A 23,110-nucleotide genomic window follows, 5' to 3' on the forward strand; every position below is an offset into this window, starting at 1 on the left:
CCTGGTCGACCGCGTCCACGACGGATGGTTGCCCAGTGGACCAACGGCCAGTCATGGCCGCCGCCCGACCGCCGGGTGTTCGGCCACGCGCGGCGGCCGTACGGGCCGTCGATCCGCCACCTCGACAGCCGTACCGAAAGCGCCGAGGCGGCCGGAAGACACCGCAGGAGCCGTCTGACGGCCCCTGGGGGCCCATCCGCGCACCCTGCGCCCCCAACCGGTCACACGCGGTGAAACTGACCGGAAATCACCGCTTCCCAGGGCGAGTTCAGGGCCGGGGCACGTTGCGGAGGTTGGAGCGGGCCATCTGGAGCATCCGGCCGACACCGCCGTCCAGCACGATCTTCGAGGCGGACAGCGCGAACCCGGTGACCATGTCGGCCTTGATCTTCGGCGGGATCGAGAGGGCATTGGGGTCGGTGACGACGTCCACCAGCGCCGGACCCTTGTGCTTGAAGGCGTCCTTCAGCGCCCCGGCCAACTGCTTGGGCTTCTCCACCCGCACGCCGAACACCCCGCAGGCACGGGCGACTTCGGCGAAGTCGGGGTTGACGTCGGTGGTGCCGTACGACGGCAGGCCCGCGACCAGCATCTCCAACTCCACCATGCCGAGAGCGGAGTTGTTGAACAGCACGATCTTGACCGGCAGATCCTGCTGCACCAGCGTCAGGAAGTCGCCCATCAGCATGGTGAATCCGCCGTCACCGGCCATGGCGACGACCTGCCGGTCGCGGTCGACGAGCTGGGCGCCGATGGCCATCGGCATCGCGTTGGCCATGGAGCCGTGCGAGAACGAACCGATGATCCTGCGGCGGCCGTTGGGCGAGATGTAGCGGGCGGCCCAGACGTTGTTCATGCCGGTGTCGACGGTGAAGATCGCGTCGTCGTCCGCCATCTCGTCCAGCACGGACGCCACGTACTCGGGGTGGATGGGGACGTGCTTGTCCACCTTGCGGGTGTACGCCTTGACCACGCCCTCCAGCGCGTCGGCGTGTTTCTTCAGCATCTTGTCCAGGAAGCGGCGGTCCGTCTTCTCCCGCACGCGCGGGATCAGACACCGCAGCGTCTCGCGGACGTCCCCCCACACCGCGAGGTCCAGCCGCGAACGCCGGCCGATGACCTCCGGCCGTACGTCGATCTGCGCGATCTTCACGTCGTCCGGCAGGAACGCGTTGTACGGGAAGTCGGTGCCGACCAGGATCAGCAGCTCGCACTCGTGGGTGGCCTCGTAGGCCGCGCCGTAGCCGAGCAGCCCGCTCATGCCGACGTCGTACGGGTTGTCGTACTGAATCCACTCCTTGCCGCGCAGGGCGTGCCCCACCGGGGACTTGATGCGGCCGGCGAACTCCATCACCTCGGCGTGCGCGCCCGCCGTGCCCGCGCCGCAGAACAGGGTGACCTTGTCGGCCTGGTCGATCATCTCCACCAGGCGGTCGATCTCGGCGTCGCCGGGGCGGATCGTGGGCCGGGAGGTGACCAGGGCGCTCTCGAAGGACTGGTCGGGCGCGGGCTGGTCGGCGACGTCGCCGGGCAGCGTGACCACGCTGACGCCGCGCTGGCCGATGGCGTGCTGGATGGCGGTCTGGAGCAGCCGGGGCATCTGCTGCGGGTTGGAGATCATCTCGCTGTAGTGGCTGCACTCCTGGAACAGCCGCTCCGGATGCGTCTCCTGGAAGTAGGAGAGGCCGATCTCGCTGGACGGGATGTGGGAGGCCAGGGCCAGTACGGGCGCCATGGAGCGGTGGGCGTCGTAGAGGCCGTTGATGAGGTGCAGGTTGCCGGGGCCGCAGGAGCCCGCGCAGGCCGTCAGCTTGCCGGTGATCTGCGCCTCGGCACCGGCCGCGAAGGCGGCGACCTCCTCGTGCCGCACATGCACCCAGTCGATCGCGGCGTTGCGGCGCACGGCGTCCACGACCGGGTTGAGGCTGTCGCCGACGACGCCGTACATACGGCGCACGCCGGCGCGGGCGAGGATGTCGACGAACTGCTCGGCGACGTTCTGTTTGGCCATGACGGTCGTCCGCCCCTTCGCGGTCCCGGGATACGCCCCTGCGCTTCCATCAAGTCACAGGGGCCCCGGTTACGCCTCCCAAACGGCGGCGGCCGTACGGTCGTCGGCGTACCCCTTCACCCGGGTCCGGGCGTCCGCGAGGAACCCTGCGAGACCGGGCGCGGCGGCGCGCGACCAGCGGCGGCCCAGGAACGCGCGCAGGGCCGCCTCCCCGCGCAGCGGGTCCGCGAGGCCGGAGGTGCACATCATCAGCACATCACCCGGCCGGGCTATGGCGGCCCGGAACCGGAACGGCATCTGCGGCGGCTCGGCGGGCTCGTACGGGCTCGGCGGGACCGGAATGCCGAGGTCCATCGTGAGACGGTCGCCGTCCGGGGTCTCGGCGGGCAGCGCGCCGGAGGAGGCGCCCTCGCCCGGTACCGCCGGTTCGATGTCCTGCCACTCCCCGTCCCGGAGCCGGAACAGGCCGCCCTCCCCCGCGCCGAAGAACACGCGGGTGCGGCAGTCGGGGTCGGCGGGCAGCAGCAGGCAGCGCAGGCTCGCGGTGGGTTCCCCGGAGGCGGCGCGGAGTTTGCCCAGGGTGCGGTCGGTGAGGCGGTTCAGCCCGGACTTGAGGTCGCCGCGCCGGCCTGCCCGCAGGTCCTCGACCAGCCGTTCGTGGCTGCGTCCCACCGCCTGCCCGATCCACCGGCACGCCTCGGCGGCCGCCCGGTGCGCACCGGGCGCGGCCCGCGCGCCGGTGGCCATCGCCACCAGCACGAGCGCCTGCTCGCCCGCGCCGAACCGCGCGACGAGCAGCGCGTCCCGCCGCGCCTCCCCCCGGTACCGCGCCGAGTCCCCCCGCAACGACACCGCCCGCAACGTGCACGCCCCGTACCGCGCCCCCTCCAACACGGTGTCCGACACCAGCTCGCCGAGTTCCTCGGGATCGGCGGCGGGGAGTGCGGTGGGCTCCGGCGCGTACGTCGGCGGCCGGGAACCGACGTAGTCGGGGGTGGGGGGAGCCGCGGGGGTGAAGTGGGCTACGCCGGTGACGACGGGGCCTCGGGGGGTGCCGGGTGCGGGCGGTGGCTCCGCCGCGGGCGCGGGCCAGCCGGGCATGGGCGGAACGGCGGGGGGTCGGCCGGCCCGCGGGTCCGGGACGGCGGGAGGTCGGTCCGGCTGCGGGCCCGGGGCGGCCGGTGAAACCGGGGTGCCGTCTGCATGTATGTCCTGGGCGCTTGGCGGGACCGGCGTCCGCCCCGGAGCGGGAGGCTCCGTGGGAGCAGTGGGCGTCGCCCGCCGAGGGTCCGGCGCAGGGGGCGCGGTGGGCGGAACCGGGGCATCCCGCACCGGAGGGATCGTCGGTCCGACCGGCGGGGTCCGCCGCGCGTCCGGCACGGGAGGCGGAGTTGGCGGCACCGGAGCACCCGGCGAGGGAGGGACGGTCGGCTCCCCTCCCCCGGGCGGCTCGGCGGCCCGCTGGGCCGGGTAGGGCGGGCGTTGCTCGGAAGCCTCGTCGTCGGTTCTCTGGGCCGGCAGGGGCGGTGAACCCCCCTGCGGCGTGCCCTGGTCCTCGGCGCCGCCAGGCACTGTCGTCCGTTTCGCCGAGGCGTACCGGTCGTCCAGGGAATCCGGGGCCGGTGTCGGTCCGGTGTCGTCGGCCGTTTCGTCGTAGAGCTGCCCCCACCAGTCGTCGTCCTGGCGAGTGGGCCCGCCCCCCTGCTGACTCATGCCGGTAATTGTCACCACGCGAGCCGCGCGGAAACGGGGCATCGGCGAAATCGGGCCCTCCTCGCCCAGCGCATCGAGGGACGGGACGAACGGCCGTACGAGATCTGCGGTTCCGTCCGGGCTCGGGCACGCTGGGCAGATGGGAGCGTGGGAACTCCTGCTGGTCGGCCTGGTGATCGCGCTGGGCCTGTGCGGAGTGCTGGTGCCCGGTGTGCCGGGGTCGTGGCTGGTGTGGGCCGGGGTCCTGTGGTGGGCGCTGACGAACCCGTCCGGCCTGGCCTGGGCGCTCCTGGTCGGCGCGACCGTCGTCCTGCTGCTGGCGCAGATCGTCCGCTGGACGCTGCCCGCGCGCCGGCTGCGGGCGAGCGGTGCGACGCCCCGGATGGCGGTGTACGCGGGTGTCGGCGCGCTCCTCGGCTTCGTGCTGCTGCCGGTGGTGGGCGCGCTGCCCGGCTTCATGGGCGGGATCTACCTCGGTGAGCGGCTCCGGCTCGGCCGCCACGGCGAGGCGATGGCCGCGCTGCGTACGGCGATGCGCTCGGGCGGCTCCAGCGTGTTCACGGAGCTCTTCGCCTGCCTGCTGATCGCGGCCGCGTGGCTGGGCGCGGTGGTGTGGGGCTGACCCCCCGCAGCAAGACCCCTCACAGCAGGACGCGGCTCACGCAGTCGGCGACCGCCCGCATCCCGTCGTCGTCGAAGTGCAGATGATCGCCCGGGTCGTAGCGCGGCAGCAGCCGCACCGGCTCGGCGGGATCGCGCAGCGCCGCGTCCGCGTCGCAGACCGCGTCGAAGGCGCCGCCGGTGCGGATGAACTCGTTGACCCCCTGCCGTACCGTCTCGCGGGCCGCCGTGTGCGCCGGATAGCCGGCGTACGGGGTGAGGGTGACGCCCACGACCCGCACGTGCCGGGCGTGGGCGCGGGCGACGAGGGTGCGGTAGGCGTCGGCGTAAACGCTGACGTCGTCGGCGGTGGGGCTGCCGTTGATGTCGTTGACGCCCTCGAACACGACGAGGACGCGGACCCCGGCCCGGTCCAGCGCGTCCACGTCGAGCCGGGCGAGTGCGCCGGGACCGGTGCCGTCGCGCAGCAGGCGGTTGCCGCCGATACCCGCGTTGAGGACGCCGAGGTGCCGGCGGCGTTCGGCCAGCAGGTCGGGCCAGCGGTGGTTGGCGTCGTGGGTGGAGCCGTGGCCGTCGGTGAGGGAGTCACCGAAGGCGATGACGCTGCCGGTGGCGGCGCCGCGTACATCGACACCGGCGACGTAGTACCAGTTGCTGATGGGGGTGCGGTACGCCGACCCGTCCTCGTCGGCCGCGTGCCCGGCGCCGACCAGGGCGACCCAGCTCGTCTGGAGGGCGGTGCCGTGCTGGGTGGCGGGACCGGAGTCGTCCGGGGTGAGGACGGTGACCAGGAGGTCGGCGGCGGCCGGGACGGTGAGCCGGACCGGGTCGGTGAGCAGGTCCCGGCCGGGCGGGATCGTGGCGGTGGTCGCGTGCCGGAAGGTGGCGGTGCGCAGGGTGCCGGGCACGGCGTCCGGGCCCTTCCCCTGCCGGAGGGCGACGGTGACCGCGCCGAGGTGGAGCGGGGCGGTGCCGAGCCGGTTGGTGACGCGTACCCGCAGTTCGTGACCGCCGACACTGAGGTGGACGATGTTGCGGATCGCGGCGCCGGGCAGGGAGGGGGCGGTGCCGGAGGGGGCGGCCTCCCAGGTGCCGGTCCAGGACTGCTGTCCCCCGGCGGCCCAGGCCGGAGCCGGGGTGAGGACGAGCAGTATGGCCGCGAGGAACCGTACGACGTAGCCCAATGTCCGCCCTTTCGCACCGGGCCCGTCCGCGTGTCGGGCCCGCCGGAGGCGACGGTGTCACACGCGGCGGTCCCGGAGGGGGCGCCAGCGCCGGGGGCCCACCCGCACGGCGCAGCGCGGGCGACCCCTAGGGGCTACGCCTCGCCCAGCACCCCCTCCAGGCGCAGCAGCCACATCTTCCGCTCGAGCCCGCCCGCGTACCCGGTCATCGTGCCGTCGGCCCCGATGACCCGGTGGCAGGCGCGGACGACCAGCAGGGGGTTGGCGCCGAGCGCGCCGCCCACCGCGCGGATCGCGGCGCGGGGAGCACCGACCTCGGCTGCGAGGGCGCCGTAGGTGGTGGTGGCCCCGTAAGGGACGGCGTCCAGGGCGGCCCAGACGCGCTCGCGGAACTCGGTGCCCCGCACACGGACCGGCAGGTCGAACTCCTTGAGGTCTCCGGCGAAGTAGGCGGTGAGCTGTTCGGTGGCTTCCCGGAAGGGCCCGGCGTCGTGCCGCCAGCCCTCCTGGACGGTCCGGCCGCCCTTCTGGCCGGGCACGGAGACCGAGGTCAGGGCGCCGTCGGCGTCGGCGGTGAGCAGCAGGGGGCCGACCGGGGAGGCCAGTTCGGTCCAGTAGGGGTTGTCCATGATCGCCATCAGTCGGTCAGCTCCTCGGCGACCCGTAGGTGGTGGACGGCGTAGGACCGCCAGGGCCGCCAGGCTTCGGGCAGGTCCGTACCGGGTGGGGTGACGTCCGGGTCGCCGAGCACGCGCGCCCGGAGAGCGGCGACGGCGGCCGGGGTGATGCCGGGCAGCGTGGCCAGGGTGCGCCGGGTCTCGTCCCGGTCGGCGCCGGGGTCGAGGCGCAGGCGGCCGTCGGCGAGGGCGGCGGCGAGCGTGCCGAGCGGGGTCCCGGCCTCGGCCTCGGCGAGGACGGCGGGTTCGGGGAAGAGGTGGGTGAGGGTGCCGCTGGGCGCGTCGAGCGCCTTGCCGTACCGGAGGACCAGCCGTGCCACCGCTTCCGGCGACCCGGTCAGGACGCGGGCGGCGATCTCCAGCGGGTCGACGGCGCCGGGTGAGCGCAGTCCGGGCCGGGCGGCGACCAGCGGGGCGAGCCGGGGGTCGGCGCCGAGGCGGGCGTCGACGGCGTAAGGGTCGGCGTCCAGGTCGTACAGCCGGCGCAGCCGGTGCACGGCGGTGGTGAGGTCGCGGGGGTCGGTGAGCAGCAGGCGGGCGTCGAGCCAACCGCCGGGCCGGGTACCGCCGCGCGGCTCGGGGGTGTGGGCGCGCTCGTGGACGACGGCGACTCCGGTGCCGTACGGCAGCCGCAGGGTACGCCGGTGGACGCGGGCGCCGGGGGTGCCGGTCACCTCCTCGACGCCGGGTACGGCCTCGCGGACCAGCAGGTCGAAGACGGCGCCGGCCTGGTAGGGGCCCCGGTGGGCGAGGCGCAGCGGGATGCCGGTGCCGGGGGCGCTGCGGCGGGAGCGGGGGGCGGCGTCGCGCACCTCGGTGGGGGTGTGGGCGTAGACCTCGCGGATGGTGTCGTTGAACTGGCGGATGCTGCGGAAGCCGGACGCGAACGCGATTTCGGTGACGGGGAGTTCGGTGGTCCGCAGCAGGGTCCGCGCGGTGTGGGCGCGTTGGGCGCGGGCGAGCGCGACGGGCCCCGCGCCGACCTCGCCGGTGAGCTGGCGCTGCACCTGGCGGGCGCTGTAGCCGAGGCGGGCGGCGAGGCCGGTGACGCCCTCGCGGTCGACGACGCCGTCGGCGATCAGCCGCATGGCCCGGCCGACGACGTCCGCGCGGACATTCCACTCGGCCGACCCCGGTACGGCGTCCGGCCGGCAGCGGCGGCAGGCCCGGAACCCGGCGCCCTGCGCGGAGGCGGCCGTGCGGAAGAACCGGACGTTGCACCGCTTGGGGGTCACCGCGGGGCAGCTCGGACGGCAGTAGATGCCGGTGGTCCGGACGGCGAAGAAGAAGACGCCGTCGAACCGCCCGTCGCGGCTGCGCACCGCCTCGTACCTGCTGTCATCGTCCGTCATGCGTCCAGTGTCGGATGTGGGAGGGGGGCCGGGCCAGCGGAAAACGGACATGCAGCCCGGCCCCCCTGGCGGGTCAGGTCCAGGGACCCCGCTTGGCCCGCATCGCCGCGCGGCCCTCGGCGCCCTTGCGCTTCCAGTCCCTGCGGATCTCGGCGCGCAGGCGGGCGTCGGTCTTGGCGACGATCCACTGGTTCTCGCGGACCAGCTTGTGGTAGCTCTCCAGCCTGCGGACGGGCAGCTCGCCGGAGTCCACTGCGGCGACGACCGCGCAGCCGGGTTCGGAGGCGTGGGAGCAGTCGTGGAACCGGCAGCGCGCCGCCAGCTCCTCGATCTCGGAGAACACCTGGCCGACCCCGCTCTCCGCGTCGTACAGGCCGACGCCGCGCAGACCGGGGGTGTCGATGAGGACGCCCCCGCCGGTCAGTGGCAGCAGGTTGCGGGTGGTCGTGGTGTGCCGGCCCTTGCCGTCCACGTCCCGCGCGGCCTGGACATCCATCACGTCCGCGCCGACGAGCGCGTTGGCCAGCGTGGACTTGCCCGCGCCGGACTGCCCGAGCAGCACGGCGGTACCGGAGCCGATCAGCGCCCGGAGCACGTCCAGCCCCTCGCCGTGCAGCGCGCTGACGGTGAGCACGGGGACGCCGGGCGCGGTGGTCTCGACGTCCTGCACGAGGTGCGCGAGCGTCACGGGGTCCGGTACGAGGTCGGCCTTGGCCAGCACGACCACCGGCTGCGCCCCGGACTCCCACGCCAGCGCGAGGAACCGCTCGACCCGCCCGAGGTCAAGCTCGACGGCGAGGGACACGGCGACGACGGCGTGGTCCACATTGGCGGCCAGGATCTGCCCGTCGGACCGCTTGGAGGAAGCGGACCGTACGAACGCGGTCCGGCGGGGCAGCAGCGTCCGCACGAACCGCGGGTCGAAGCCTTCGGGGTCGACGGCGGCCCAGTCCCCCGTGCACACGACCTTCATCGGGTCACGCGGGACGACGAACTCGGTGTCTGCACGAACAGTGCCGCCCGGTGTGACGACATCGCACAGGCCACGGTCGACGCGTACGACACGGCCGGGTACGAGCCCCTGCTCGGCGTAGGGGGCGAACGCCGTCTCCCAGTCGGCATCCCAGCCGTACGGCACGAGCGGATGCGAAGAGGACGACGAACTCATGGAGGACGAGAAAGACAAGGGGTGACCCTTCGAAGGGTGGCCCCGGCACACGCGCTGTGGCGCGGAAAGGGAAAGGTCAGCCGGAAGCCACGGAGGTGAAATGGATGAATGTCCGGACGCGCGCAGCACCCACCACAGAGACAGCCATCGGTCACACCTCCTCGACCACGCCGAACCACCACGACAACTCGACGAGCCGCCGCGCGAACACGGACGACACTAGAGGCGACGGGCAGCCGGCACCAATGAATTATTGAGCCAGGACGAGAGCCGCTCCTCAGGGGCGACATCGAGGAGACGGCGCAGTACGGCCGGGGAGGCGGAAGGGTTTCTGGCCAGCCCCTCGCGCCATGCGCCCCGCAGCCGGTCCAAGGCGGTCTTCGGTCGCAGGACGATGTCCCAGCCGGCCTCCCGCTCCTCCGGGCTCTCCACGGCACCCTCCCGCGCCGACGACTCAAGCCAGGCGGTGAACGGGGCGACGGCGACGAACCAGACGGCGTACTCCTCACAGGTGACGCCCAGGACACTCTCTCCGTCCAGGGACATCGCCACGAATTCCGGCTGGCCCGCCCGAGAGCCGAGGAGACCGGCCAGATCCCACTGCTCCGCCAGCCGCACTCTGGTCCAGCAGGTGCAGCCCTGATCGGCGACGCTGATCAGGAACTCCCCCTCCCCGTCGATCACACCGTGCTCGACGGCGAGCCGGTGCCACTGCCGGTTCAACTCGGCGACCAGGCAGGGGTGGTCGTCCGGCACCGCGAGCGTGGGCTCCGTGCTCGCCGCGATCACCGGGCGCCAGGCGGCCCGCGAGGGCCGCGCGTCGGAGACCTCGCCGGACCCGGTCTTCTCCAGGCCGGCGCGATGGAGCAGTTCACGCAGTTCACCATGGCTACCCGTCATGCCGGCCATCCTCCCCCGCCGGCGAGCGGCTTCGGTCAACCGTTCGCGCAGGGCTCCCCGTTGAGCCTGAACGCCCGTGGTGCCCCGTTCCCCCCGTCCCGCGTCCCCACGAAGCCGAAGGCGATCGTCCCGTGGGCGGCGACCTCGCGGTTGTAGCTCTTGGCCTCCGCCGTGACCTGCGCGCCGTTCTGGTGCGGGGTGGCGTCCCAGGTCTGGCCGATGTGCTGGCCGTCGGGGAAGTTCCAGGTGAGCTGCCAGTCGGAGAGGGGGGCGTCGGTGGTGATGTGGAGGCTGGCCTGGAAGCCGTCGCTCCATTCGTCGTCCAGGTGGTAGGCGACGTGGCAGGTGGTGGGGGTGCTCGAGGTGGGGGTCGAGGTAGGGGTCGGGGAGGGGGTCGCGGAGGGCTTCGGGGCGGGGGGCGCGGATTTGCGGGTGGGGGTCGGGATCGGGGAGGCGGGGACCGGGAGGGTGCGGGTGGTGGCCGGGGCGGCCGAGCGGGAGGGGGCCGGGGTGGGGTCGGGGTAGGGGGTGTCGGGGGCGGCGATCGGCTTCTGGTCGTCGCGGGCGGACACGTCGGCGTCGTCCGGGGTACCGAAGGGCATGAGGGAGACGCCCAGGGCCACCGCCGACAGCAGGCCGGCCGCCGCCAGGAGGCTGCCGCGCAGTACGCGGCCCCGGGCCGCCTCGTCGTCCGTACGCGCCCCCGGCCCCGAGGGCGCGCCCACGCCCAGGCGGACCTCGGCGGCGCGGCGGCGGCGTTCCAGGTAGGCGTGGGCGCCCCAGCCGATGACGCCTCCGGCGAGCGCGGCCGGGATGCCGCCACCGTGCAGGCGCAGGCAGGCGGCGGCCTCGGCGCACGGGACGCAGGTGGCGAGGTGGCGGGAGAGGTCCTCGGGGGTCTCCGCGCCGGGCGAGCGGGTGACGGCGTCCAGCAGGCGGGCGTAGCTGCGGCACTCGGCGTCCAGCGGGGTGTCGCGGTGGGCGCGGTGGCAGCGGTCGTGGAACAGGACACGGACCTGGTCGAGTTCGGCGCCCGTGGTCAGCGGGTCCAGGCCCAGCCGGCGGGCGACGGTGGGCAGCGGAAGCGACTCCACCTCGGCGAGCCAGAGCAGCGTGGCGTCCGCCTCGGGCATGTCCCGCAGGCCGCGCAGCGCGATGGGTCGGCCCAGCGGCGGGCCCGTATAACGGGCGGCTGCATCGGAGTTGAGCCAGAGGCGGAGGTCGGGGTCGAGCTTGTGGCCCTTGCCCGCGCTCTCCCACTCGACCACGGTTTCCCGTACGGCGGTGAGGAGTTGGGGGATGACCGGCAGCCGGGCGGTACGGCCGCGCACGGCGCCCTGCGCGGCCCGCAGCTCGCGCATCCCCAAGGTGAAGGCTTCGTCGGCCAGTTGGTGTGCCGTTCCCGCTCCGGCCGTGCACAGGTCGGCGTAGGAGAGGACCGCGTCCCAGCACTCGGCGAACAGCGCCGCCTCGGCGGCTTCCTGAGGGGGCGGCAGATCGGGCATCGGTCTCCAGCGTCCACGAGCGAGGGGCAACTCACCACAGCGATGGTGGAGTTGGGGCCTCGCGGAGGCAGGAGCCTTTCACGCCGCCGCCGGGCTGACAAGCGGCCCCGGCGGATCGGGTGAGGGACTCGTCGCCCGGCGTGACCGTGACTGCCCGCCGCGCGCCCGCCACTCCGTCAGGGGATACGGAAGCGGGCGCTCAGCGGTTCAAAGCCCCGGCGTCACAAGCGGGTTCAGACCTCCACCCGCTCCTCGGCGGACAGGCTGTCCATGAAGGAGCTGACGGAGAACACCGCGTTGCCGGGGCCGGGCGGGCCGTAGCCGGGCGGGTAGGAGAGGCCGAAGTCGTCCATGGTGTTGCGGTACGCCTCCAGCAGCCGGATGTGGTACTCCAGCGGCGCGCCCTGCGGGTTGGCCTTGCCGAGCGGGGTGGTGGGCTCGGGGCACCAGGTGGTGAAGCGGGGCGTGATGCCGTGCGACATGAAGAAGCGCAGCCCCTCGGTGGTGGAGGCGATGGCCTCGTCGACGCTGGTGAAGCCGAAGGGCTCGGCCATCTCCACGCCCGCCACGAAGTTGGGGATCACGTTGCGCGCGCCGAACACGTCGGCGGAGTCCAGGATGCGCTTGTGCCACTCGTCCCGGCCGACGTACCGCTCCTTGCCGGGGCAGAACATCTTGAACAGGTACTCGTCCCACACCTCGAAGTTGGGGTGGTAGATCTGCACGCCGTAGTCCTTGAAGCGCTGCACGTCCGGCTTGGGCAGCGCCTGCGCGACGACCTTGCCGATCCAGCGGCCCGGGAAGTGCTCCTCGATGGCCTTGGCGTACCGCCCGTAGAAGTCGGCCTCGTCCAGCCCCTGGACCTTCGTGGTGATCGCGCCGCCCGTGAGCGTGTACGCGGTGGAGATCTTGGCGGTGTCGTACTTGTCGATGATCTCCAGCGCCTCAAGGACCTCGTCGACGTCCTTCACACCCGTGTACGGCCGGCCCGCCGCCTTGTGCTGGCGCCAGTTGTGGTTGATGTCGCAGTACTGACACTCCTCCTTGGCGCCGAAGTACTGGCAGACGCGGAACGCGGTCAGATAGATCAGGTAGCCCCACTGGATGGTCGGGGCCACCTCCATGACCGACTTCCCGTTGGAGAGCTTGTGCCGGTAGTACTCCGGCATCGGCGGCACGCCGACGTCGGAGATGCGCTTGCCGTCGAGGTAGAGGCCGAGCTGACCGTGCTCGTCGGCGGCGACCCGGTAGGGGGAGGCGGGGTTCACCCGTACGGAGACGACCGTACGGCGCAGGTCGTAGGGGCCGCCGGTGAGGATGATCTCCTCCGGGGGCCTGCGGAGCGCGGCCTCGCCCAGTTCGGGGAGGGTGCCGTGGTCGAAGGAGAAGATGAAGTACGACTTCGGCTTGACCTCGCCGTCCTCGTTGTCGCTGAGGGCCGAGGCGTCGAAGGCGACTCCGCCCCGGAGCAGGTCCTCCTTGAAGACGGCCTCCCGTGGCACATGCGGGAACCGCTCCATCAGATCTTCGACCAGCGCGGTGCGGCTGCCCATCCCTGTCTCCTCCCGGCTCACACGTACATCTCACACCGTATGCCCCCACTTCCCGGCAAGCCCTCCCGGGGGGCTGTGAGGCACGTGACGTGTTGCCCCGCGGTCCGGGTCTCCCCAGGTCACGGGAGTGATGAGAGGGTCTGGGCACAGGCACTCTCGGGGAGGGACGGCAGGGATGACCAAGTCGGCGCGGGCGGTCACCAACTGGGCGCGGAACATCACGTACACGGCCGACGAGTTCCACCGGCCCACCTCACCGGACGCGCTGCGGGCGCTGGTGGCGGGCAGCGCGCGGGTACGGGTGCTGGGCAGCGGGCACTCCTTCAACCGGATCGCGGACCCCGGCGCCGGTGGCGTACTGCTGTCGGTGGCCGGGCTGCCCCCGGTGATCGACGTGGACACGACGGCCCGGACGGTACGCGTCGGGGGCGGGGTCCGGTACGCGGAGCTGGCCCGCACGGTGCACGCGCACGGGCTGGCGCTCGCCAACATGGCGTCCCTGCCGCACATTTCGGTCGCCGGGTCGGTGGCGACGGGCACCCACGGCTCCGGCGTGGGCAACGGGCCGCTCGCCTCGGCGGTGCGCGAGGTGGAGCTGATCACGGCGGACGGCGGCACGCTGCGGATCGCCCGCGACGACGCCCGTTTCGACGGTGCCGTGACCTCGCTGGGCGCGCTCGGCGTGGTCACCGCGCTCACCCTCGACCTGGAACCGGCGTACGAGGTCGAGCAGCACGTCTTCGTTGAACTCCCCCTGGACGGGCTGGAGTACGAGACGGTCGCGGCGTCGGCGTACAGCGTGAGCCTGTTCACCGACTGGCGGGCGCCGGGGTTCCGGCAGGTGTGGCTGAAGCGGCGCACCGACCAGGCGCCGGTGTACTTCCCGTGGGCGGCGCCGGCGGCCGGGGCGATGCATCCGGTGCCGGGGATGCCCGCGGTCAACTGCACCGAGCAGGGCGGTGTACCCGGCCCCTGGCACGAGCGACTGCCGCATTTCCGGGCCGAGTTCACGCCCAGCAGCGGCTCGGAGCTCCAGTCGGAGTACCTGCTGCCGAGGGCGGACGCCACGGCCGCGCTGCACGCCCTGGACGCGATCCGGGCGATGCTCGCCGGGGTGGTGCTGACCTGCGAGGTCCGCACCGTCGCGGCCGACGCGCAGTGGCTCAGCCCTGCGTACGGGCGGGACTCGGTGGCGCTGCACTTCACCTGGATCGAGGACGCGGCGAGGGTACTCCCCGTCGTACGCGCGGTGGAGGCCGCGCTCGGCACGCTGGACGCCCGGGCGCACTGGGGGAAGGTGTTCGAGATGCCGTCGGCGGTGGTGCGGGAGCGGTTCCCGAGGCTGGCCGACTTCCGGGTGCTCGCGGCAGAGCTGGACCCCGCAGGCAAGTTCGCCAATGAATTCGTACGGGAGATTCTTTCCTAGAGCCTCTAGGATGTGGGCTAAGCACCCAAGGAGGTGGGTCCATGGCGCGTGCGGGAATCACGGCCGACCGGCTGGTGGCGGCCGCCGCCGAACTCGCGGACGAGGCCGGCTTCGAGCACGTCACCCTCTCCGCGCTGGCCCGGCGCTTCGGGGTGAAGGACGCGAGCCTGTACTCGCACGTCCGGAATCTGAACGACCTGCGCACCCGGCTGGCGCTGTACGCGGGCGGCGAGCTGATCGACCGCATCGCGGCGGCGGTCGCCGGACGCGCGGGCCGGGACGCGCTGGCCGCGTTCGCGGACGCCTACCGCGCCTACGCCCTGGAGCACCCCGGCCGGTACGCGGCCACCCAGATCCGCGTCGACCAGTCCCTGATCGCGGACTCCCCCGCTCTGCGCCGCACCGCCGAGATCACCTACGGGATGCTGCGCGCCTACGGCCTCTCCGAGCCCGACCTCACGGACGCGGTACGCCTGCTGCGCAGCACCTTCCACGGGTACTGCGTCCTCGAATCGGCGGGCGGCTTCGGCGCCGACCGCGCGGTGGACGCCTCCTGGGAAAAAGGGGTCGAGGCGCTGCACCGGGCGCTCGAACACTGGCCGAGGGAGAGCGAACGATGACACCCGACTTCGACGTCACCGGCACCGGTCCGGTGCTGCTGCTCCTGCCGGGCGGCGCCGGGCATCCGATGGGGCTGGGCCCGCTGACGGCGCGGCTGGCACGCCGGTTCACCGTGGTGACGTACGACCCGCTGGGCCTGGCGCACGGCCGCCTCGGGCAGCCGGTGCCGGACCAGCGGCCGGAGGACTGGGCGGACGGCGCGGACCGGGTACTGGCCGCCGTGCTGCCGCCCGGCGAGCGGGGGTACGTGTTCGGGACCAGCTCGGGCGGGATCGCGGCGCTCGCACTGGCCGCGCGGCATCCGGCGCGGCTGGCGCACGTGGTCGCGCACGAGCCGCCGTGCGCGCTGGTGCTGCCGGACGGGGCGGAGCGGCGGCCGGAGCTGATCGCCGCGCTGGACGGTCCCGAGCGGCCGCCCGCCGAGGGCCCGGACGCGACCCCGATGGGCGTCTTCCTCGCGCACGTCCTGCGCCCCTTCACCGAGTACGTCCCGGCACCCGGGCTCGCCCGGCTGACGCTCGCCGCAGGAGTGGATTCACGCGGCCAACTCCCTTACCGCACGGCGGAGTTCCTGTCCGAAGGCCCCCTGCTGGAACTCCCCGGCGGCCACCTCGGCACCCTGGAACACCCGGAGGAGTTCGCGGACCGGCTCGCCGAGGCCCTCACCTCGGTTAGCGTCGAGGGATGAACACCGACCTGGCCACCGCCCTCACCGAGGGCCCGCCGCTCGTCCTGGACGGCGGGCTCTCCAACCAGTTGGCGTCGGCCGGGCACGACCTCAGCGACGAGCTGTGGTCCGCGCGCCTGCTCGCGGAGGCCCCGGAGGCGATCACCGAGGCCCACCTCGCCTATTACACGGCCGGTGCCGACGTGGCGATCACCGCCAGCTACCAGGCCACCTTCGAGGGCTTCGCGGGGCGCGGCATCGACCGGGCGGAGGCCGCGCGCCTGCTGGCATCCAGCGTGGAACTGGCCCGCGAGGCCGCCCGGCGCGCCGGGGTCTCCCGCCCCTTGTGGGTGGCCGCCTCGGCGGGCCCGTACGGCGCGATGCTCGCGGACGGCTCCGAGTACCGGGGCCGCTACGGCCTGACCCGAGCCGAGCTGGAACGCTTCCACCGCCCCCGCCTGGAGGTCCTCGCCGAGGCCGGGCCCGACATTCTGGCGTTGGAAACCATCCCCGACACCGACGAGGCGGAGGCCCTGCTGCGCGCGGTACGCGGGCTGGGCGTCCCCGCCTGGCTCTCCTACAGCGTCGACGGCGGCCGCACCCGCGCCGGCCAGCCCTTGGAGGAGGCGTTCGCCCTGGCCGCCGACGCCGAGGAGATCATCGCGGTGGGCGTGAACTGCTGCGCCCCCGAGGACGTCCCGCGAGCGGTGGAGACGGCGGCCCGGGTGACGGGCAAGCCGGTGATCGCCTACCCGAACAGCGGCGAGACCTGGAACGCCCAGGCGCGCGCCTGGGACGACACCCCCACCCTGGCCTCGTCCCAGCCCCCCACCTGGTCGGCAGCGGGCGCCCGCCTGATCGGCGGCTGCTGCCGTGTGGGCCCGGAGACGATCACCGGGATCGCCCGGGCGCTGGGCCGCGTCTGACCCGCCGGTCAGCGCCGCCGCAGCACCGGGGACCTCCGCAGTCGCCGTACCGCCGCGAGCCGGTCCGGTGAAGAGGGCTGGCTGGGGACGAGGGGGCGGGTCCAGAGGGCGAGCTCGGGGTCGCGGGGGCCGCGGGTGAGGTGAGGGCCGGTGGTGTCGAAGACGCGGGTGGGGTGGGACGGGTCCCAGGTGGGCCAGCCGGGGTTTCCCGTGGTGGCGAAGTCGACCCAGGAGGCGTGCACGGTGTCGGCCAGGGACTGGGGGGCGCCCTTGCCGGCCAGCTTCACCGCTTCCTCGACCTCGCCCGTGTCGAAGACGAAGCCGAGTTCCAGGGAGTGGCAGGCGCCGAGGGCGGGGCGGAGGGACGGCCAGGCGAACTCGTACACGTGGGAGCGGGACGGGCGGGCGTCGGCCAGGCGGTGCAGGGGGAGGCGGAGCATGTGGTCGGTGACCATCTGGCCGACCAGTTCGGCGGCGCCCGCGGCGGGGCGCAGGGCGCGGTAACCGCGCGGGACCTCGGAGCCGACGTGGCAGCGGGCCATCGCGCCGGCCAGGGCGACCGCGCCGAGCCGGTCGACGTGCTCGACCAGGCCGCCGGGCACCAGCCAGAGCCGGTACTCGTCGCGGGTCCAGCCCATCAGCAGGTCGACGCCGGGCGCCGCGTCCCCGTCGGTGAGGGTGCGCAGCGGGTCGGTGGGGACGAGGTCGCCGTCGACGACGATGCCGAAGCCGGGCCCGCCCAGGATCGGGCTGCTGCGCCGGCTGACCTCGGCCTGGGTGCGCAGCAGCAGGTCGCGGTCGACGTCGGCGAAGGCGGCGGCGGTCGCGGGGACCTTCAGGCGGGTCGCCATCCGGCGGACCATGCGCCGTACCTTCTCCCGGTCCGAGACCTCCGGCGCCCCGCTCTGGAGCACGGCCCGCCGGACCAGCCCGCGCGCCTGCGGGGCCGCGATGAGGACGCCCGTGCTGATGGCGCCGGCCGACTGCCCGGCCAGGGTGACGTTGCCGGGGTCGCCGCCGAAGGCCGCGATGGACTCGTGCACCCAGCGCAGCGCGGCGAGCTGGTCGCGCAGGCCCAGGTTGGCTGGGGCGTCCGGGAAGAGTCCGTAGCCCTCGACGCCGAGCCGGTAGTTGACCGAGACGAGGACGACGCCGTCGCGGGCGAAGGCCCGCCCGTCGTACACCGGCACCGCCGACGAACCCCTGGTCAGCGCGCCGCCGTGCAGCCAGACCAGCACCGGGAGGCGGGCGCCGGGGCCGGGCTCCGGGGTCCAGACGTTGAGGTTCAGGCAGTCGTCGCCGGGGATGGAGGGGTCGGAGAGGTACTGGGCGAACGCCTCGGAGTACGGCGGTTTCGGCGGGGTCGGCCCGAAGGCCCCGGCGTCGCGCACGCCGTCCCAGGGCTCGGGCGGCTCGGGGGCGCGGAAGCGCCGGATACCGAAGGGAGGTGCCGCGTACGGGATGCCACGGAACACCGCGTTCCCGTGTTCGTACCGGCCGCGTACCGCGCCGTACGGGGTTCGGGCCACCGGGCCCGTCCGGTCAGCCGTCATCGCCCACCAGCCCTTCGTCGCCGGTGCGGCCGCCGTGGCGGCGCGCACCACATCTGTCTCTCAGAGCGCCGCACGGAGTGGATCTATTCCGGCGCACCGACCGTCCGTACGGTCAGTCGTCCTCGGAGGCCCTGGGCGGCTGGTGGCCGTTCCGGGTGTGGCCGCGCAGCCGCCCGGTGATGTCCTCCGGGGGCAGGAAGCGGGACCAGCGCTCGGGGAACTCGGACGGCATGTCCGGGTCGTCCGGGTCGGCGTCGCGCAGCCCGGCCGCCCAGGCGACGTAGTCCGCGACCTGGGCCTCCCGCTGGCGCTCGTTGGCCTCGCGGGCGGCGGCCGTGGCGGCGGCGGGCCAGACCCGGTCGATGGCGGCGTTGACGGCGGCGCCGACCAGCACGGCGAAGGCGGACACGCCGATCCACAGCAGCACCGCGACGGCGGCGGCGAGGGAGCCGTAGATGGTGGCGCCCTCGATGGTGTGGGTGAGGTAGACGCGCAGCAGGAGGCTGCCGAGCACCCACATGGCGAGGGCGACCAGTGCGCCGGGCACGTCCTCGATCCACGGCGAGCGGACCGGGACGGAGACGTGGTAGAGCGTGGTCAGGAAGATGATGGAGAGCACGATGACGACCGGCCAGTACAGCACCTGGACGACCGTCGCCGACCAGGGCAGCACCCCGACCACCGCGTCCGGCCCGGCCACCATCAGCGGCAACGCCACCGAGCCGATCAGCAGGGCGACCACGAACAGCAGGAACGCCATGATCCGGGTCTTGACGATGCCCCGGACGCCGTCGAGGCCGTACATCACGGTGATGGTGTCGATGAAGACGTTCACCGCGCGCGAGCCCGACCAGAGGGCGAACAGGAAGCCGATGGAGATGACGTCGGGCCGGCCGCCCTTCATCACGTCGTCCAGGATCGGCTCGGCGATCTCCTTCACGCCCTTGTCGGACAGGACGGTGCGGGAGGCTTCGAGGAGGTTGGTCTCCAGGCTGTGGATGGTGTCGGCGCCGGTCCAGTCGTCGACGTAGCCGAGCAGGCCGATGAGGCTGAGCAGCAGCGGGGGCACGGACAGCAGCGTGAAGAACGCGGCCTCGGCGGCGAGGCCCAGGATGCGGTACTCCATGCAGGAATTGACGGTGTCCGTCAGCAGCAGCCAGGCCGTCCTCCGTTTGGAGACGTTCCGGTAGAGAGCCTTGGCCCGGTGGAGGCGACCGTGGGGCCGCTGGGGGGATTCGCTTGCTGACTGCACGTCCTAACGGTATCCGCCGCACCGCGCGCCCCTCACCTCGCGGGGGCACGCTTCGCGGCGGGCCGACGGGCGGTGCGGCGCCGCGGGGGTGGTGCCGCGCCGACTCGGCACCGCCCCCGCGACACGGGCCCGCGACGGGGCGCGAACGCCGCTCTCGGGCGGCGCGGGACTCAAGTCTCCTGCCGCCCCTCCGGGTTCACCAGGGTTGCAGGGGGTTGCAACTTGTCGCCGACAGTGCGCGGAGGGTGTTCCCCGACCCCGGACCGACGGCAGTATGGGGGCGTCGGCCGACCGGAAACCGCCGTCCGGACAGCTTGACAGAGCCATGCGCGCTGTCCGGACAGGGAAGGACCCCCGTGGTGAACCCGCCGAGGGACGAGGCGCGTCCGCCCGCCGCCGACGCGCCGCGCACGGCGCGGATGCTCGCGCAGCTCCGCGAGGCGACGCTCGCCGGGCGACGTGCGCCGATGGCGCCCCGGCCGGTGATCGGACAGTCCTGGGAACGGATGCTGCGCGACGGCGTCGACCCCGACCGGGACGTCAGAGCGGGTCTGTTGACGCCCGAGGAGGTGCGCCGCCGCCGGGAGGAGTCGCCGCTCAGGCACGTCCTGCCGGTGCTGCGCGAGGGGCTGCTTTCGGTCGCGGACGTGGCCCGGCACATCATGGTCGTCGCGGACGCGGACAGCCGGGTGCTGTGGCGGGAGGGCTCGCCCGCGGTGCTGCGCCGGGCCGACGGGCTCGGCTTCGAGATCGGCGCGGACTGGAGCGAGGCGGTCGTGGGCACCAACGGGGTCGGCACCCCGGCGGTGGTACGGCGGCCGGTCCAGGTGTTCGCCGCCGAGCACTTCGTGCGCTCGCACGCCTCCTGGACCTGCGCGGGCGCACCCGTCACCGATCCCAGGGACGGCCGGCTCATCGGCGTGGTGGACATCAGCGGCCCGCTGGAGAGCATGCATCCGGCGACCCTCGCCTGGGTGGAGTCGGTCGCCCGGCTCGCCGAGGCCCGGCTGCGCGAGCTGCACCTCGGCTCCCTGGAGCAACTGCGGTCGGTGGCCGCGCCGGTGCTGGCCCGGCTGGACGGACGGGCCCTCGCGGTGGACCGCGACGGCTGGTCGGCGGCGGTGACGGGCATGCCGTACGTACGCCGGGTCACGCTGCCCAAGTCGCTGTCGCCGGGCAGGCGTTGGCTGCCGGGGCTGGGCACGTGCGCGGTCGAGCCGCTGGCCGGGGGCTGGCTGCTGCGGGCGTCCGGCGAGACACCGGGCGGCACCGGGAGGCTGGTGCTCGACCTGTCCCGGCCGGAGCGCCGGCTGCTCACGGTGTCCGACGCGGGCGGCACCTGGACCCGTGAACCCAGCCAGCGGCACGCGGAGTTGCTGTACCTGCTCATGGCGCAGCGCGCGGGGCGCAGTGCGGCGGGGCTGGCCGAGGACGTGTTCGGCGACCCGTCCCGCACGGTCACCGTCCGAGCGGAGATGTCGCGGGTACGCCGATATCTCGGGGCGCTCCTCCTGCATCGGCCGTACCGGCTGCGGGAGGACGCGGAGGCCGAGGTGCTGCTCCCGGACGACCCCCGTGACCTGCTGCCGCGTTCGACGGCACCGGGGGTGGCGCTGCGTCGTACGGCACCCGGGACGCGTTGAGCGCCCCCGTTCACGCCGGGCGCCTCCTGCCGCACACCGGGCACCTTCCGCGTATTTGCGGCCTCTTGGCCCCGGCGCACCGCCTGCTGCCGTAGCATCCGAGGCGGGTCCGCCCCGTGCCGGGTGATCAACATGACGATCGCCGGGCGCAGTTGGCCCGCCTCGGGAGGAGACATGAAGCAACGCGGCAGACACCGCAGGCGCCGACGGGGGGTGGCGTTGCGCGCGGCCCTCACCGGGACCGGGCTGGCGCTCACCGCGGCGGCCACGCTGATCAGCACCTCCCAGGCCGAGGTCGCCGGCAGCCCCGGCGCGCTCAAGCCGCTCACCACCGCCTCCGACACCGCCCCGCTGCGCCTCCAGGAGCGTCTGGCGCCCGCCCCCGTGCTGAACCGGCTCTCCGCGGCCATGGGCCGTCCGGTCGGCGTGGACGCCGTGCTCGGCGACGCCGACCGCCGGATGCGGGTGGGCGCCGACTGTACGGGCGACGACCGCTCCTCCCTGCCCCTGACCCCCGAGGCCACCCGTTCCTACTGCTGGGACCCGGCCGACACCGCCGACACCGCCTGGCGCCCCGCCGCCGTGACCACCTCCGGCGACGCCGACGAGGACGGCGTCTGGGGCAGCCACCGGGTGGTGCTGACCGGCTGGACGCACGCCACCGACACCGGACGCGCGGCCGAACGCGGCCTGACCCGCGTCGCTTTCACCGACCTCGACGACCCCGCCCGCCCGGTCTACCGCTGGGTCCTGCTGGTGGTGCCGGTCGACGGCGGCCGGGACTACCGGGCCCTGACCTCGGGCGTCTCCGGCATGGTCTGGAACCACGGCAAGCTGCTGGTCACCGCGTCCGACGGCGGCGCCGAGGCGCTCTACGTCTACGACCTGGACCGCATCCAGCGCACCACCACCAACGAACCCGCCGTCGGCCGGGTGCCGCACGGCTGGTCGGCCGCCGGGTACCGGTACGTGCTGCCCGCCGTGGGCTCCTACCGCTACACCCGGGGTCGCTGCGCAGGCGGCCGCCCGCCCTGTCCCGGCCCGCTGGCTCTGGACCGGAGCACCGTCCCGAACAGCCTGGTCGCGGCCGAGCGCACCTCCCCGGACGGCGCCCGCCGCGCCCGGCTGTGGCGGTACGCGTTCAGCTCCGCCCCGGCGCGGGCCGGCCTGCTCGCCACCGACTCCGCCGGGCACACCGACGCCGTCGAGGTGTTCCGGACCAAGGCGCGGGGGGTGCGGGGCGTGCTCTCGTACCGGCACGCCGGGGCGGCGGGCGCGTCCTGGTACACCGGCCAGTTGCCCGGCGCCGAGGACGGCCGGGGCGGGCTGTGGCGGCAGGACGTGGACGGCGCGAAGGGCGCCCGCTGCGGCGCGGACGGCTCGCACCACTGCTGGACGGAGTCGGCGGTGTCGCTGTCGTACTGGCAGGAGACCGGCGAGGTGTGGTCCCTGTCGGACCGCATGCTGTTCTCCGTCCCGCTGGCCGCGCTGGAACGCTCGCTGGACTGAGCCGTGATCTCGCGGACGACGATCGACAGTCCGGTGGGCGGGATGATTCCCTGAGCCCATGAGCAGCGTCCCTGTCACCACCTGGTCCCTGGAACAGACCTCGCCGTCCGACCTCCTGCCCGCCGCGGCGCCCGAGGACGACGCGGTGCGGATCGTACGGGCCGAGGTGCCGTCCCCCGAGTTCAGCCGGTTCCTGTACGCCTCGGTCGGCGGCGACATCCGCTGGACCGACCGGCTCGGCTGGACCCACGCGCGGTGGCGGGAGTATCTGGGACGGCCCGGCGTGGAGACCTGGGTGGCGTACGAGAGGGGCACGCCCGCCGGGTACGTCGAGCTGGAGGCGACGGAGGAGGGCGTGGTGGAGATCGCCTACTTCGGGCTGCTGCCCGCCTTCCGGGGGCGCCGGATCGGCGGGCATCTGCTGTCGGTGGGCACGGCCCGCGCCTGGGATCTGGCGACGCGGTGGCCGGATCTCACCCCGGTGAAGCGGGTGTGGCTGCACACGTGCAGCAAGGACGGCCCGTACGCGCTGGACAACTATCTGCGGCGCGGCTTCACGCTGTTCGACACGAAGGTGGAGCTGGAGGCGGACCTCCCGACCCCCGGACCGTGGCCGGGTGCGTTCCTGGGCGACTGAAGACACCCGACCCCTCACGGCGTCTCGGCATTCAGAATAGATCCGTCCAGATGACGGACAATGGTGGACTGCCCGGAGACGTGCGTGACACGCTTCCGTCATGTCTGGAACTGGAATCGCCTTGGTGAGTCGACGCCACGTCGACCTCGGCCGCATGTCCAGCGCCATGTGTCGGGCGAGCTGAGCACTCCA

At 73.8% G+C, this 23,110-nt stretch carries 20 protein-coding genes; 9 read left to right on the plus strand and 11 right to left on the minus strand.

What is annotated here, in order from left to right:
• Positions 1 to 268: 268 nt before the first annotated feature.
• A complete protein-coding gene (locus tag OG448_RS06275; protein ID WP_405551921.1) occupies positions 269 to 2,011 on the minus strand; it encodes a pyruvate dehydrogenase in 1,743 nt (580 codons plus the stop codon).
• A 69-nt stretch (positions 2,012 to 2,080) separates the two neighbouring features.
• Complete coding sequence (locus tag OG448_RS06280; RefSeq protein WP_405551922.1) at positions 2,081 to 3,724, minus strand: protein phosphatase 2C domain-containing protein; 1,644 nt, start codon at positions 3,722 to 3,724, stop codon at positions 2,081 to 2,083.
• Positions 3,725 to 3,863: 139 nt separating this feature from the next.
• On the opposite strand from OG448_RS06280, the gene OG448_RS06285 reads away from it, so the two are divergent.
• Positions 3,864 to 4,346, plus strand: coding sequence for a DUF456 domain-containing protein (locus OG448_RS06285; protein ID WP_405551923.1), 483 nt, complete (start codon positions 3,864 to 3,866; stop codon positions 4,344 to 4,346).
• Positions 4,347 to 4,365: 19 nt separating this feature from the next.
• On the opposite strand, the gene OG448_RS06290 is transcribed toward OG448_RS06285, so the two are convergent.
• The 7 genes from OG448_RS06290 to OG448_RS06320 all read right to left on the minus strand — a co-directional run bounded on the left by OG448_RS06290 (position 4,366) and on the right by OG448_RS06320 (position 12,684).
• Positions 4,366 to 5,529, minus strand: a complete 1,164-nt coding sequence (locus OG448_RS06290; protein WP_405551924.1) for an SGNH/GDSL hydrolase family protein — start codon at positions 5,527 to 5,529, stop codon at positions 4,366 to 4,368.
• Between the two features lie 134 nt (positions 5,530 to 5,663).
• Positions 5,664 to 6,158: a methylated-DNA--[protein]-cysteine S-methyltransferase gene (locus OG448_RS06295; RefSeq protein WP_405558706.1), complete on the minus strand. Its 495-nt coding sequence runs from the start codon at positions 6,156 to 6,158 to the stop codon at positions 5,664 to 5,666.
• 8 nt (positions 6,159 to 6,166) lie between these two features.
• On the minus strand, positions 6,167 to 7,558 hold the full coding sequence (locus OG448_RS06300) for a bifunctional transcriptional activator/DNA repair enzyme AdaA (RefSeq protein WP_405551925.1): 1,392 nt from the start codon (positions 7,556 to 7,558) through the stop codon (positions 6,167 to 6,169).
• A 73-nt stretch (positions 7,559 to 7,631) separates the two neighbouring features.
• Positions 7,632 to 8,726, minus strand: coding sequence for a ribosome small subunit-dependent GTPase A (rsgA, locus tag OG448_RS06305; protein ID WP_405551926.1), 1,095 nt, complete (start codon positions 8,724 to 8,726; stop codon positions 7,632 to 7,634).
• Positions 8,727 to 8,945: 219 nt separating this feature from the next.
• Complete coding sequence (locus OG448_RS06310; RefSeq protein ID WP_405551927.1) at positions 8,946 to 9,626, minus strand: hypothetical protein; 681 nt, start codon at positions 9,624 to 9,626, stop codon at positions 8,946 to 8,948.
• Between the two features lie 35 nt (positions 9,627 to 9,661).
• A complete protein-coding gene (locus OG448_RS06315) occupies positions 9,662 to 11,131 on the minus strand; it encodes a cellulose binding domain-containing protein (RefSeq protein ID WP_405551928.1) in 1,470 nt (489 codons plus the stop codon).
• 233 nt (positions 11,132 to 11,364) lie between these two features.
• Positions 11,365 to 12,684 (minus strand): radical SAM protein, encoded by a 1,320-nt coding sequence (locus OG448_RS06320; RefSeq protein ID WP_405551929.1) that lies wholly within the window; start codon positions 12,682 to 12,684, stop codon positions 11,365 to 11,367.
• A 175-nt stretch (positions 12,685 to 12,859) separates the two neighbouring features.
• Here OG448_RS06320 and OG448_RS06325 point away from each other — a divergent pair, with 175 nt between their 5' ends.
• Genes OG448_RS06325 through mmuM form a run of 4 tightly spaced genes read left to right on the plus strand, consistent with a single transcriptional unit; the run spans position 12,860 to position 16,324 of the window.
• The gene (locus OG448_RS06325) at positions 12,860 to 14,110 is read left to right on the plus strand and encodes an FAD-binding protein (protein WP_405551930.1); all 1,251 of its coding nucleotides are present in this window, start codon (positions 12,860 to 12,862) and stop codon (positions 14,108 to 14,110) included.
• Positions 14,111 to 14,151: 41 nt separating this feature from the next.
• Positions 14,152 to 14,730, plus strand: a complete 579-nt coding sequence (locus OG448_RS06330) for a TetR/AcrR family transcriptional regulator (RefSeq protein ID WP_405551931.1) — start codon at positions 14,152 to 14,154, stop codon at positions 14,728 to 14,730.
• The gene (locus OG448_RS06335; RefSeq protein ID WP_405551932.1) at positions 14,727 to 15,419 is read left to right on the plus strand and encodes an alpha/beta fold hydrolase; all 693 of its coding nucleotides are present in this window, start codon (positions 14,727 to 14,729) and stop codon (positions 15,417 to 15,419) included. Before OG448_RS06330 ends, OG448_RS06335 begins: the two co-directional genes overlap by 4 nt.
• Entirely contained in the window at positions 15,416 to 16,324 is a 909-nt protein-coding gene (mmuM, locus tag OG448_RS06340) for a homocysteine S-methyltransferase (RefSeq protein WP_405551933.1), read from the plus strand. Before OG448_RS06335 ends, mmuM begins: the two co-directional genes overlap by 4 nt.
• Before the next feature lie 8 nt (positions 16,325 to 16,332).
• Here mmuM and OG448_RS06345 read toward each other — a convergent pair whose 3' ends face one another.
• On the minus strand, positions 16,333 to 17,877 hold the full coding sequence (locus OG448_RS06345; protein WP_405558707.1) for a carboxylesterase/lipase family protein: 1,545 nt from the start codon (positions 17,875 to 17,877) through the stop codon (positions 16,333 to 16,335).
• Between the two features lie 112 nt (positions 17,878 to 17,989).
• Positions 17,990 to 19,129, minus strand: coding sequence for a YihY/virulence factor BrkB family protein (locus OG448_RS06350; protein WP_405551934.1), 1,140 nt, complete (start codon positions 19,127 to 19,129; stop codon positions 17,990 to 17,992).
• A gap of 356 nt (positions 19,130 to 19,485) precedes the next feature.
• Here OG448_RS06350 and OG448_RS06355 point away from each other — a divergent pair, with 356 nt between their 5' ends.
• The 4 genes from OG448_RS06355 to OG448_RS06370 all read left to right on the plus strand — a co-directional run bounded on the left by OG448_RS06355 (position 19,486) and on the right by OG448_RS06370 (position 23,102).
• Positions 19,486 to 20,772 carry a GAF domain-containing protein gene (locus OG448_RS06355; RefSeq protein WP_405551935.1) on the plus strand — a complete coding sequence of 429 codons (1,287 nt, stop codon included), beginning with the start codon at positions 19,486 to 19,488 and terminating at the stop codon, positions 20,770 to 20,772.
• A gap of 174 nt (positions 20,773 to 20,946) precedes the next feature.
• Complete coding sequence (locus OG448_RS06360; RefSeq protein WP_405558708.1) at positions 20,947 to 22,281, plus strand: hypothetical protein; 1,335 nt, start codon at positions 20,947 to 20,949, stop codon at positions 22,279 to 22,281.
• Positions 22,282 to 22,339: 58 nt separating this feature from the next.
• Positions 22,340 to 22,918, plus strand: a complete 579-nt coding sequence (locus OG448_RS06365) for a GNAT family N-acetyltransferase (RefSeq protein ID WP_405551936.1) — start codon at positions 22,340 to 22,342, stop codon at positions 22,916 to 22,918.
• 100 nt (positions 22,919 to 23,018) lie between these two features.
• Positions 23,019 to 23,102, plus strand: a complete 84-nt coding sequence (locus tag OG448_RS06370) for a putative leader peptide (protein ID WP_350748019.1) — start codon at positions 23,019 to 23,021, stop codon at positions 23,100 to 23,102.
• Positions 23,103 to 23,110: the final 8 nt, after the last annotated feature.

Source organism: Streptomyces sp. NBC_01171, from assembly GCF_045039805.1.
Classification (GTDB): Bacteria; Actinomycetota; Actinomycetes; order Streptomycetales; family Streptomycetaceae; genus Streptomyces.